The sequence below is a fragment of the Bacillus sp. SIMBA_005 genome, assembly GCF_046535585.1.
Classification (GTDB): Bacteria; Bacillota; Bacilli; order Bacillales; family Bacillaceae; genus Bacillus; species Bacillus pumilus.
Genome location: NZ_JAWRWI010000002.1, coordinates 71,136 through 83,357, shown reverse-complemented (window position 1 = coordinate 83,357; position 12,222 = coordinate 71,136). Strand labels below are relative to the sequence as shown.

The 12,222-nt window shown below is 41.2% G+C and carries 14 protein-coding genes; 7 read left to right on the top strand and 7 right to left on the bottom strand.

What is annotated here, in order from left to right; genetic code table 11:
• Positions 1 to 51 precede the first annotated feature (51 nt).
• From SB660_RS03045 to SB660_RS03035, 3 genes are read right to left on the bottom strand one after another with little or no spacing between them, the layout of a single operon-like run.
• On the bottom strand, positions 52 to 792 hold the full coding sequence (locus tag SB660_RS03045) for an amino acid ABC transporter ATP-binding protein (protein WP_180309957.1): 741 nt from the start codon (positions 790 to 792) through the stop codon (positions 52 to 54).
• A 10-nt stretch (positions 793 to 802) separates the two neighbouring features.
• Positions 803 to 1,480 carry an amino acid ABC transporter permease gene (locus SB660_RS03040; protein WP_078061638.1) on the bottom strand — a complete coding sequence of 226 codons (678 nt, stop codon included), beginning with the start codon at positions 1,478 to 1,480 and terminating at the stop codon, positions 803 to 805.
• Positions 1,481 to 1,520: 40 nt separating this feature from the next.
• A complete protein-coding gene (locus tag SB660_RS03035) occupies positions 1,521 to 2,366 on the bottom strand; it encodes a transporter substrate-binding domain-containing protein (RefSeq protein ID WP_235567013.1) in 846 nt (281 codons plus the stop codon).
• Between the two features lie 212 nt (positions 2,367 to 2,578).
• On the opposite strand from SB660_RS03035, the gene SB660_RS03030 reads away from it, so the two are divergent.
• Complete coding sequence (locus tag SB660_RS03030) at positions 2,579 to 3,967, top strand: MFS transporter (protein WP_058013499.1); 1,389 nt, start codon at positions 2,579 to 2,581, stop codon at positions 3,965 to 3,967.
• 37 nt (positions 3,968 to 4,004) lie between these two features.
• On the opposite strand, the gene SB660_RS03025 is transcribed toward SB660_RS03030, so the two are convergent.
• From SB660_RS03025 to SB660_RS03015, 3 genes are all read right to left on the bottom strand, one after another.
• Positions 4,005 to 4,604 (bottom strand): undecaprenyl-diphosphatase, encoded by a 600-nt coding sequence (locus tag SB660_RS03025; RefSeq protein WP_034660243.1) that lies wholly within the window; start codon positions 4,602 to 4,604, stop codon positions 4,005 to 4,007.
• A 104-nt stretch (positions 4,605 to 4,708) separates the two neighbouring features.
• Positions 4,709 to 5,896, bottom strand: a complete 1,188-nt coding sequence (locus tag SB660_RS03020; protein WP_410581283.1) for an MFS transporter — start codon at positions 5,894 to 5,896, stop codon at positions 4,709 to 4,711.
• 15 nt (positions 5,897 to 5,911) lie between these two features.
• Positions 5,912 to 6,325: a MarR family winged helix-turn-helix transcriptional regulator gene (locus SB660_RS03015; protein ID WP_044140115.1), complete on the bottom strand. Its 414-nt coding sequence runs from the start codon at positions 6,323 to 6,325 to the stop codon at positions 5,912 to 5,914.
• A gap of 338 nt (positions 6,326 to 6,663) precedes the next feature.
• Here SB660_RS03015 and spoIIID point away from each other — a divergent pair, with 338 nt between their 5' ends.
• The 4 genes from spoIIID (at position 6,664) to SB660_RS02995 (ending at position 9,941) form a co-directional block, all read left to right on the top strand.
• Positions 6,664 to 6,942 carry a sporulation transcriptional regulator SpoIIID gene (gene spoIIID, locus SB660_RS03010; RefSeq protein WP_008343327.1) on the top strand — a complete coding sequence of 93 codons (279 nt, stop codon included), beginning with the start codon at positions 6,664 to 6,666 and terminating at the stop codon, positions 6,940 to 6,942.
• Positions 6,943 to 7,126: 184 nt separating this feature from the next.
• Entirely contained in the window at positions 7,127 to 8,128 is a 1,002-nt protein-coding gene (mbl, locus tag SB660_RS03005) for a cell shape-determining protein Mbl (protein WP_012011515.1), read from the top strand.
• Positions 8,129 to 8,252: 124 nt separating this feature from the next.
• Positions 8,253 to 9,092, top strand: a complete 840-nt coding sequence (locus SB660_RS03000; RefSeq protein ID WP_410581280.1) for a flagellar hook-basal body protein — start codon at positions 8,253 to 8,255, stop codon at positions 9,090 to 9,092.
• A gap of 30 nt (positions 9,093 to 9,122) precedes the next feature.
• A complete protein-coding gene (locus SB660_RS02995; RefSeq protein ID WP_106071348.1) occupies positions 9,123 to 9,941 on the top strand; it encodes a flagellar hook-basal body protein in 819 nt (272 codons plus the stop codon).
• Between the two features lie 14 nt (positions 9,942 to 9,955).
• On the opposite strand, the gene SB660_RS02990 is transcribed toward SB660_RS02995, so the two are convergent.
• A complete protein-coding gene (locus SB660_RS02990; protein WP_410581278.1) occupies positions 9,956 to 11,011 on the bottom strand; it encodes a tetratricopeptide repeat protein in 1,056 nt (351 codons plus the stop codon).
• 219 nt (positions 11,012 to 11,230) lie between these two features.
• Here SB660_RS02990 and fabZ point away from each other — a divergent pair, with 219 nt between their 5' ends.
• Positions 11,231 to 11,665 (top strand): 3-hydroxyacyl-ACP dehydratase FabZ, encoded by a 435-nt coding sequence (gene fabZ, locus SB660_RS02985; protein ID WP_041108123.1) that lies wholly within the window; start codon positions 11,231 to 11,233, stop codon positions 11,663 to 11,665.
• Positions 11,666 to 11,791: 126 nt separating this feature from the next.
• Positions 11,792 to 12,187 carry a large conductance mechanosensitive channel protein MscL gene (gene mscL / locus SB660_RS02980; RefSeq protein ID WP_044140111.1) on the top strand — a complete coding sequence of 132 codons (396 nt, stop codon included), beginning with the start codon at positions 11,792 to 11,794 and terminating at the stop codon, positions 12,185 to 12,187.
• Positions 12,188 to 12,222 lie beyond the last annotated feature (35 nt).

The following is a 12,222-nucleotide window of genomic DNA, read 5'->3' as shown; positions in this document are numbered from 1 at the left end:
GAAAAATGAGAAAAAACGTGCATTGAGCACGAAAAATAAAGGGCGTTTGACCTATAAAATGGAGCTGAGAAAGACTTTGGTTCGTTCCTCTTGAGGTGAATCGAACAATTTTGATGGTGTGCCTTCTTCGACGATACGACCTTCGTGCATATAGACGACGCGATCGGCGACTTCTTTCGCAAAGCCCATTTCATGTGTGACGATGACCATCGTCATGCCTTCTTTTGCGAGACTTTTCATTGTTTGCAGTACCTCGCCTACAAGCTCTGGATCGAGAGCAGACGTAGGTTCGTCAAATAACATGACATCTGGTTTCATGGCGAGAGCTCTTGCAATAGCCACACGCTGCTTCTGACCGCCTGATAGTTTAGAAGGATATACGTTGGCTTTATCCGCAAGTCCGACCTTTTCTAACAGGATGTTGGCTTCTGATACAGCTTGAGTCTTTTTTGTTTTTTTTACCATAATAGGCGCCTCGATGATGTTTTCAAGCACAGTTTTATGCGGAAAGAGGTTAAAATGCTGAAACACCATGCCTATTTTTTGCCGCATCTCGTTTAATTGATCGCGCTTTGGGTGAACAGGGCTGCCATCAATGATGATTTCCCCATCATTTTTGATTTCTAAAAAGTTCATACAGCGGAGCAAAGTGCTTTTTCCAGAGCCGCTGGCTCCAATTAAGACGACTACATCATTTTCATAAACAGTGAGGTCGATATCCTTTAAAACATGCAGTTCTCCGAAGTGTTTGTTTAGTTTTTCAACACGAATGAGTTCCTTTGATTCTGTCATGTTTCTCCTCCTAATGGTCACTGACTGATAGTTTCTTCTCAAAGGTTTGGACAGCGAACGTTAACAGCAGGACAAGAACTAAGTAATAGACGGCTACAACAAGTAAATAGGTCATATTGTCAAAGCTGTTAGAACCTTGGGTCGTGGCGACGTTAAATAGTTCATTGACGCTAATAAAAGCGGCGAGTGATGAATCTTTTAAGCCAATAATGAACTGGTTGCCAAGAGGGGGGAGGGCACGCCGCATCGCTTGCGGGAGAATAATGCGCCTCATTGTTAGGAAACGTCCCATTCCAAGAGAGCGTCCTGCCTCTTTTTGCCCCTGATCAATTGATTGGATAGCGCCTCTGAATATTTCTGCTATATACGCTCCATTATGAAAGGCGAGCGCAATGGAAGCGGCCCAGAAGTCGGGGATATTTAATTCTGTCAGTCCAAAATATAGGATGAAAATTTGAACAATCAGTGGTGTGCCGCGTACAAGGAAGATATAGGCATTGGCGATATAACCGAAGACAGCCACGCGTGATATTTTCAATAAAGCAAAGAAGAGCCCGATGAACATGCCGATGAAGATGCTGATCACAGTGAGCTGTAAGGTGAGCAGCATACCTTCTAAAAAAATACCTCTTGAATCAATCAGCGTCTGAAAAAAATGTGATAGGGTAGGCAAAACAATCATCTCCATTTGAAGAAAGTGCGCCTAAAAAAGGCGCACAATCGTGGTTTTAATTTTGTTTGACCGTGATGTCTTCATTAAAATATTTCTCGCTAATTTGTTTTAATGTTCCGTCTTTTTTTAGTGCGTCAATCGCATCGTTGATCTCTTTAATGAGCTGTTCATTTTCTTTTGAAACAGCGATTGCCTGCTCACTTTGTCCGAGTCTTTCCTGAGCCTCGATCTTTAATTTTTTCTTCATGGCTTCTGCGCCTGTCGCGAAATCCGTCACGACTGCATCGTGTTTTCCGTTGGCTAGTGCTTCTAAAGCGACGACATCACTGTCGTAATATTTTGGTTCCTGTCCGCTATGTTCCTTTGCGATATCAGCGTAGGACGAGCCTTTAGATACAGCGATTTCTTTGTCTTTTAAATCATCAGCATGTTGAATGTCTGCTCCAGGTCTTGTGAAAATTTGCGGGCCAGAGTAATAGTAGGGCTTAGAAAGAAGGACGTGTTTTTTTCGTTCCTCATTGATGGTATGACTTGCAACTGCCGCATCGAATTTTCCTGATTTCACACCTTCGACAATGCCTGCGAATTTATATTTCTTCTGTATAGGCTCGAGGCCTAGTTTGTCACTAATCGCATTGCCTACATCGATATCAAAGCCTGACATCTGATTTCCATCCATGTAACTGAATGGGTGAAATTCACCTGATGCTGCAAATATAAATTTTCCATCCTCCAAAATTGGCGACCCTTTCGCTGTAGAATTACGTTTATCTCCGTTCCCATTTGTTTCATTTGAACCACACGAAGACAGAAGTAATACTGCAACCGAGAAAAGGGCTGGGACCCAAAACCGTCTTTTCTTAATAATAAGCTTCTCCTCCTTTTCAGCCGTTCTCCATATAAGGAGAAAGTAGGCTTTTCAATATGTGTAGCATCTTACCATTTGTACCTCATATTCTCAATTTTACATGTGTTTTTCCAACACTCGCCCTTTTTAAAATGTATGTCTTGCTTTTCCAAGAGAGAACTTGAATTGATCAGGGTAAAAAAGGGAAATGAATCTCATAATAACGGAAGGGTTAGCAAGCCAGAACACAAAGAGGGGGGCTGTAAATGAAGAAGTGGAGGGACAACCGAAAAGTCTTTTTAACTGCGATTGCCTTTGGGACGATGTTAAATCCGTTGAATTCCTCAATGATTTCTTTGGCCCTGCATCAAATTCAGCATGAATTCGGTTTATCATTTACGACTGTATCTTGGCTTATTTCGTCTTTTTATTTAGCTAGTGCGGTGACGCAGCCAGTGAGCGGCCGGATTGGGGATCATGTGATGAGCCGGAGAACATTATTTTTATTCGGACTCGGCCTGGTAGCAGTCTCAGCCATCTGTGCACCATTTGCCCCGACGTTTGCGGTGCTGATTGTGATTCGGTTGTTGCAAGCAATTGGGAGCAGTGCCATTTATCCTTCTGGTGTCGGACTCATTCGGGATCATATTCAGGAAAAGCAGGCATCGGCATTAGCGGTATTGTCCATTTTTGCTTCTGCGATGACGGCGCTTGGACCTACACTTGGCGGCTTTTTGATGACAATCGGCGGCTGGCCGGCTATCTTTTTAGTGAATCTGCCTTTTATTTTGATCAGCTTCTTTCTTGGACTATCTTTGTTTCCAAAGGAGCAGAAAAAGAGAAAGCTACGTATAGGTGAAACGGTACGGAGGCTCGATTTGCCAGGAATGCTTCTTTTTACAGTTTGTATTGTCCTTCTGCTTTCGTTTTTATTATCACTAGGTCATGGCATTCAATATGTACAGGGAATTCTTTGTCTCTTGAGTGCAGGCGCTTTTATTTGGTGGGAGTATCAGGTGGATGAACCATTTATTCAAATTCGGATGTTCAGACAGGAGCAGCGGCTTTCACTTGTGTATGTGCAATTTATCATTTTAAATATCTTTTTCTATTGTCTTTTCTTTGGTTTGCCGAGCTATTTCCAAGATGAATTAGGCTGGCGTGTGGAAATGACGGGTCTTTTTATGCTTTGCATGTCTGGGGTGAGCATCATTGTCTCTCCGCTGACTGGAAAGTGGGTGGACCGCGGGGATGAACGCCATCCGGTATTAGCCAGTGCGGTATTGATGCTGGCTGGAGCGTCTGCGATGACCTTCTTTTTTATTCCGGCACCATTATGGGGGAAAGGGCTGGTTCTAGCGCTGCTTGGACTTAGTTACGGGATTGGCAATGTTGCGCTGCAAGCTGCGATGCTCAAGGCAAGCCCCCAGCATATGATTGGCACGTCCTCTGGACTTTTTCAAACATGCCGCTATCTTGGTTCCATTCTATCGTCTGCCGTTCTCGGTATGTTGTTTGGGGATGAAATTGCTGGTCCTCATTTTGAGCAGTTAGGGTGGACGTTGATTATCATTTCCCTTATCGGCATCGGTGTCAGTCTTTATTTTTCGAACAAGGTCAGAGGAGGACAGTCAATAAAAAAAGCGGCGCGATAAGTGGAAGAAGATTCTTCATCACATTATCGCAAGCCGCTTAAGAGTTAGACAGGTCAGAACCCTGATCCTTTTGCTTCCTTCTGAATATTTTCCCTACAATTGTCTCATAGAAAGTGACGATGCGATCAATTGGAGAGTCAAAGAATTTCCATAATTTATTCATGATAAAGACGACCACAATTGATACGACCAGGCTGCCTAAGACATCTAATGGATAATGGTGACCAACCCAGATGCGGGAGAATCCTGTGAGTAATCCAAAGACGAGCAAGATGTTGCCAAGCTTTTTATTGCGAGATCGAATGGCAAGTGAAAGAGCCAGTGCACCTGTTGTATGGTCACTTGGGAAGGAAGCGTCTGCTGAGTGCGGAATGAGTGTGTCGACTTTATGCGCCACAAACGGCCGCTCTTCATAATGAAACAGTGTAATGGCAAAATTGACGATAAGTGCCGCGATGCCTGTTACACCGGAAAAGAAGACATGCTTCTTAAATTTGTGATTACCTAAAAACCAGCAAATCAATAAGACAAGGGCATACACAAGAATGGCCTTTTTCGTAATGAAAATCATGGCCTGATCTAAAAACTCAGAATGATGAGCCATCCCGTGTATCACTTTAAACAGTTCGTAATTCAAAACATCACCTATACCTTCGCTTAATGCCAACTATTTTTCAAATAATCGTCTATTTGAAACATCCTATATTTTAGCATGTTTCCGTTGAAGTTTAAAATAGAATCCTATTCTGATAGGGAGACCTTCTGTGCTTTTGCTTCTTGGGGCTTTCGTTCGCTCCAATAAAAAACAATCATACTGAGCAAGACAACAATACCTGCAATGAGATATATATTTGAAAAGTCTGTGAAGCTGACAAGGAGACCAAATACAAAAGAGCCAGCAGCAATACCCGTATCATATAAAGTGAAGAAAGTAGCCGTCGCATAGCCTGTACGGTGGGCTGGTGAGTGCTGAATGGCAAGTGTTTGTAAACATGGCACTAGCGATCCGTAGCCAAGTCCAATGACACCACCTGATAGCAGAAGCATTGTAGCTGAATGTGTAGCTGTCAGCATCCATAAACCAATCGCAAAAAGAGCAATCGAAGGATAGATCACAATGTGAGGTCCTACTCGGTCAAAAAGTCTGCCTGTAAATGGACGTGATCCAAGCATCGCTGCCGCAAACACAATAAAGAAATAACTGCTTGCCCCCATCAAGTCAAGGGAATTGGCATAGACTGAAATAAATGAAATGATGGGCGAATAACAGAAGGAAATAATGATGCCGACTGCCGCTGTTTTTAATGCACCTTTTTCAAACAAGTGAGAAAAAGTAAATCGGAAGACAACACTTCCTCCATCTTCAAGCTCTGGTTGTCTGATGAGCATCGTAAAAGCGGCACCAATGGTAACGATAATGGAGAAAAGAAGGAATAAGGAATGGAATCCTACTTTTCCTACTTGATTTAGTGCAATAAATGGACCGATGACAACAGCAAGGTTCATGGACATGACAAAGTAGCCAAGTCCCTCCCCGCGTTTATGTTTTGGAATCATATCTGCTGCAATGGCACTGGTTACTGTCGTCAAAATGCTAAAAAAGATGCCCTGCACGAAACGCAGCACGAGAAGCGTTTGGAATTGATCAATTGGGATGTATAAATAAGTAAGTAAGGCAAATGCCGTTGATGAGAAAATCGCCATCCGTTTTTTACCGAATTTCTCAATAATCGCTCCAGAAAATGGTCTTGTCACAATGGCGGACAATAAGAAGACCGTCACAAGAAGACCGCCCTGTGATTCTGTTCCATTTAGTTCATCCATTGTGTAAATAGGCAGCAAGGTTAAAAGGGCATAAAAAGAGGTGAACGTAAATAAATTCACCAGGACAATCATGATAAAGTCTCTTGTCCAAATGCGTTCGTTCATGATGTATGTCACTTCCTATTCAGTTGATAATTTGTGTAAAAGTGTATGGAGGAGTTGTTTTTCTTCGTGGGTGAAATCTGAAAGACATTCTTCTTCAAATTGTTCCATCGTACGTTTGATTTCTTCAAATCGGGCCTTAGCATCATCTGTCATGACGATCAGGTTTTCGCGTTTGTCTTTTCCTTGTACACGTTGCACCCAGCCATTTGCTTCTAGACGGGTTACGGTTCGGGTAATGGTTGGGGCTTCGACGTTCAAATATGTCCAAATGTCTTTTTGGGTTTTCGGGCCGAATGTGTCCAAACAAAAAAGTACAGTCCATTGGGACATGTACAAGTCATAAGCAGCAAGCGCTTCGTTCGCCTTTTTAGACAGCAACCTGGCGCTTTGGTGTATTTGATGTAAACACTCTCTATTTAACGTATCCATATGCTCACCTTTATTAAATATTTAGCTAGGTAAATAAAATCACCTTTTCTATTTTACGTGCTCGACCCATTCTTGTAAAGTGAAAATTTTCGCCACTCGAAATGATTGCATTTTCTGATAAATCCCTTGTCCCATCTTCATTTTTAGCATATTCCCTATGCAATGCTAATACACTGTTACAAACCTGACAAAGAGAGTGTTTGAGGTGAGGGATCGTGTTTGGCATTTACTACCTAATGGATGAGAAATTAAGACGAACAAGCGCCGCTGAAAATGGACACTATTGATACGGATCTCATTTCACACTTCTCACATCCATTTTAGGGAGGTCGAGTGGTGTGCACGATTACATCAAAGAGCGAACAATCAAGATAGGAAAGTATATCGTGGAGACAAAGAAAACCGTTCGTGTAATTGCGAAAGAATTTGGAGTCTCTAAAAGTACTGTACACAAGGATCTAACAGAAAGACTGCCAGAAATTAATCCAGATCTGGCTAATGAAGTGAAGGAGATACTGGATTATCATAAATCAATCCGCCACTTGCGAGGGGGAGAAGCCACTAAATTAAAGTATAAAAAAGAAGAAATTTTAGAAGGCGAGCCTGTGAAACAGTAAGCTTAGTTCTTTGTTCATAAACATGATATATATATCTTCCTCATATCGGTAGTTTCTAACCACAAATTTTGTAAAGACTTTTGTAAAGAAATATCTTTTTTTCTGCAAATTATGATAGAATATATAATTAGGGCAGAATGTGGTATTTGCTATGGAAACAGATTTTCAAGGAGGATATATATAGATGTTTGCTAGGGATATTGGAATTGATCTTGGTACTGCCAATGTACTGATTCATGTCAAAGGAAAAGGAATTGTGTTAAATGAACCATCTGTGGTAGCTCTTGACAAAAACAGCGGAAAAGTTTTGGCTGTTGGAGAAGAGGCGAGACGTATGGTTGGACGTACGCCTGGGAATATTGTTGCGATTCGTCCATTAAAAGATGGCGTAATTGCTGATTTTGAAGTAACTGAAGCGATGCTCAAGCATTTTATTAACTCATTAAATGTGAAAGGGCTATTCTCTAAGCCGCGTATGCTCATCTGCTGCCCGACAAACATTACATCTGTTGAGCAGAAGGCGATCAAAGAAGCTGCTGAAAAAAGCGGCGGTAAGCATGTATTTCTTGAAGAAGAGCCAAAAGTAGCAGCTATTGGTGCTGGTATGGATATTTTTCAGCCAAGTGGAAACATGGTCGTAGATATTGGAGGCGGAACGACAGATATCGCTGTCATCTCAATGGGTGACATTGTAACCGCCTCTTCTATTAAAATGGCTGGAGACAAATTTGATCTGGAAATTCTCAACTACATTAAAAAAGAGTACAAGCTGTTGATCGGTGAACGCACGGCTGAGGATATTAAGATCCAAGTTGCAACGGTATTCCCAGACGCACGTCACGAAGAGATTTCAATTCGTGGACGAGACATGGTGACAGGATTACCAAGAACGATTACCGTCACAAGCAAAGAAGTAGAAGAAGCATTGCGTGAATCTGTATCTGCGATTGTTCAGGCTGCAAAGCAAGTTCTTGAGAGAACACCGCCTGAATTATCAGCTGATATTATTGATCGCGGCGTCATCATTACAGGTGGCGGAGCTCTTCTAAACGGGCTTGATCAATTGCTTGCAGAAGAGCTGAAAGTACCAGTTTTCGTTGCTGAGAATCCGATGGATTGTGTAGCTGTTGGTACTGGCGTCATGCTTGATAATATGGACAAGCTGCCAAAGCGTAAACTCAGCTAATGATGTCCCTCATTCTTTTTCGAAAGAATGGGGGATTTTTATTAAAGAACCCTGCAAATATGCCGATATATTTCATAGAAGATTGTGTTTAGGTCATGTGAAAGAATTTTAATGAGGTGAGCACGTGTTAAAAGGACTATACACCGCAACATCTGCCATGATCGCTCAAGAGCGGCGGACAGAAATGCTTTCAAATAATATCGCAAATGCGAATACGCCAGGATATAAAGCGGATGAGGGGGCCATGCGGGCATTTCCAGAAATGCTGCTAAGCCGAATGGAGTCAGGACGTTTCCAAACTTCTTCAGGCAAAGGGTTTAGTGTTCCGCAGCAAACACCGATTGGCGGCATTAATACGGGGACATATATGCAGGAACTGATTCCTCAATTTACCCAAGGAACTTTAAAAACAACAGATCAAACAACGGATATCGCACTAGTCGAAAATAATGTGCCGATCAACCCTGAGACCAATCAGAAATCAGCGCTCTTTTATGCGGTCAATACCCCAGAAGGCGTTCGTTATACGAAAAGTAGCTCGATTACATTGAACGCACAAAATCAGTTGACGATCAATGGGCATGCTCTTCTTTCTGTGACAGGTCAGCCAATCACGGTTCAGAGTGAGAATTTCAAAGTGAATGCAGATGGAACTGTGAGTGAAAATGGACAAAATCTTGGACAAATTGATGTACGTGTTGCGATGGATACAAGAAACTTAGCGAGAGAAGGAAATGATTTATACCGTACAGCTGATAACCAGCCCCTGCCAAGTGCAGTCAATAACGGTCAAATGTCCTATACGTTAAATCAAGGTGTATCGGAGCTGTCGAACGTGGATGTGACGAAATCATATACAGAAATGACAACCGCTTATCGAGCATTTGAAACAAACCAAAAAGTGGTTCAAGCGTATGATAAAAGCTTAGAAAAAGCAGTGAATGAAATTGGCAGAGTGTATTAATCAAGAAATGAAAAAGAAAGGAGGATTCTCATGCTTAGAACGATGATCAATGCAGCTGTATCAATGAACGAAGTACAAAAGCAGCTTGATATTATCAGTAATAACATCGCGAACAGTGAAACAACAGGATACCGTGCGAAAAATACCCGTTTCTCAGAGCTGATCAGGCAACAGTTCAACCAAGTGGATGAAAAAAATGCGCAGGTGGCAAACAGTCGTCTGACACCTGATGGATTAAGGCTTGGTACGGGTACGATGGTCAATGCGTCCATTAACTCACTGCAAGGTTCGATTAAAGAAACAGGCCGTGATCTTGATGTTGCATTTGGAGCGCCTTCTCAGTATATGCAGGTCAATGCCGGCGGTAATATTCGTTATACAAGAGACGGTTCTCTCTACTTACAGCCAGGCAATAATCGTAACCAAGTGCAGCTTGTCACTAGCGAAGGCCATCCGATTCTTGATGAAAACGGAAATGAAATCGTCTTAAATGCGAATTTTCGTGATATTTCAATTGATAAAAATGGACGTCTGACAGCCATTTCAAGAGATAATCAACCGAATCAGCAAGTGAATCTAGGTGTTGTGCAAGTCAATAACTCTTCAGCACTTGTCTCTGAAGGAGATAATTTATTCTCAGTTGACGGTACTTATCAAGGTGCATTAACAGCACTAAATGGAGCAAACCGCCAAGCGATTCAGCTTCAGCAAGGTGCACTTGAAACGTCGAATGTGGACATGTCTAAAGAATTAACAGATCTCATGACAACACAGCGCTCCTATCAGATGAACTCAAGAACGATTACGATGGGTGATCAGATGCTTGGATTAGTAAATACAATTCGATAATGAGCAGGCTGACATCAGCCTCTCATGATAAAAAAGGCGGCTCGCTCAAAGTCGCCCTTTTTTTTATAAAAATCTGAGACATCGGCAAGCAAATCCTCAAGATCAATCCAAGCTTCTTTTCGTTCAAGGCATGTGACGAGCCTTGCAATCTGCTCATCTGCCTTTGGCGTTTGGCTGTAGAGAAGAAATAAAATTTGGAACTTGATTCTTAATATATCAAATTGTGAAGCAACGGCTTCTTTTAATCCTTTTTGAATATACTTCATACCTTCATCGGTTAAATTTTCTTTATAACAGGAACGCACTGTTTCGTAGAGGCACGATACATAAGAGTGTGCGGACTTTCGGTATGCTGGCAGACGAAGTGCTTTTTTAAAGTATTCCAGCGCTTTCTTGTGACGGTTTTGTCTCGACTGAATAAAGCCAGCGTCATAATAAACGATACCGAGCAGTTCTTGATCATCAATGATTTTCACGTATTCGATGATCTCAATAAAAAGAGCTTCTGCTTCTTCATACTTTTTTTGATCACTAAAGTTAAGTGCGAGGACAATTTTGCACCGATAAATGCTATGGATATCCCCGTGCTTTGCAAAGATATCCATGGCTTTTTCAACATGACGAATTGATAACAACGAATAGCGCTTGTTATAATAAACACCACTTGTACGAAAATGGAACTCGGCTTCTTCTAGCTCATCGTCTAGCAGCGGCAGTTTTTCTTCTGCTTTTTCAAGATAATGAATGGCATCATTTTGATCACTTTTTAAAGATTCGTATAAACCGAGAAAGAAGTTAAAATAATAATGCAGTTGATCGTTCATTTGGTCTTTGTACTGCATCAGTTCATGTTTCATTTTTTCTAAGTCCTCTGTCTGATTCATCCAGAGCTGATGCCGAAAAAGCATCAGCTGATAATGTAAATAGAGTTCCTGTTTTTTTGATATTTTACGTTGATGTTTTAATAGAGTTGTTTTGATTTCTTCAGCCTTCGAAAAATGTCGATGCTTTAGCATTGTATACCACGAATGGAGAAGTCTTTTAATGGATTTATCACTCATAAAATTCATTTTTACCCTCTTATTCAATCAATGATGTAATATATATTACCATATTTGTGAAAAAACAATGAGTGTAGTGTGGATTATATTTGATGACAATAGGTAATAGTAGATTCTATTTTTTGCCATATGTGTGGAGCGGACGTTGAAAAATACGAGCATTCATAATATACTTCTATAGGAATCAAATGAAGATCAGCGATATAGAAAAGAAGGAGAGATCAAGACATGCTTGATGCTCAGCAAATTCAAGACATTATTCCACACCGTTATCCATTTTTATTGGTTGACCGTATTTTAGAAGTTGATGGTGACAAAAGAGCGGTTGGAATCAAAAATGTAACAGTAAATGAAGAATTTTTTAACGGTCATTTCCCAGGATACCCAGTCATGCCGGGTGTGCTTATTGTAGAAGCGCTTGCTCAGGTTTTTGGGGTCATCATTTTAGGTAAAGAAGAGAACCAAGGGAGAATTGGTTTGTTTGCTGGAATTGACAGTTGCCGATTCAAAAGACAGGTCAAGCCTGGCGATCAGCTTCGTTTAGAGGTTGAAGTGACACGTCTTCGCGGTCCAGTTGCCAAAGGAAAAGCAGTAGCCACAGTAGATGGCGAAGTGGCATGTGAAGCAGAACTTACATTTTCTATCGGTCCTAAAGTATCATGATTTGCCTGGCGGTTCATCAAGGATGAATCGCTTTTTATATGGAAACAACTAGTCTGAACGGATCAGGACTTGCATTTTTGACAAAAAAACGTCATATTAGACAAAAAAAGATGAAGGTGATAAAAGATGCTGAAAGAATTTAGAGAATTTGCAGTCAAGGGAAATGTCATTGACTTGGCTGTAGGTGTCATCATTGGGGGAGCATTTGGCAAAATTGTCACTTCTCTTGTAAATGATTTGATCATGCCGCTTGTCGGCATTATTATTGGCGGACATGATTTTAGCGGTCTATCTATTAAGATCGGATCTGCGCAAATTTTATATGGAAGCTTCATTCAAACAGTGATTGATTTCTTGATTATCTCGTTTTCCATTTTTATCTTTATTCGTTATTTGAATAAATTAAAACGGAAAAAGGTAGAGGAAGAAGAGGTTGTAGAAACGCCGGATCAAACGGAAGTTTTACTAACTGAAATTAGAGATCTCTTGAAAAATCAAAGCCAATCGAAAGATGTGCAATAAAAAAAAGAGCGGCTAACTCCGCTCTCAGCGTGTAG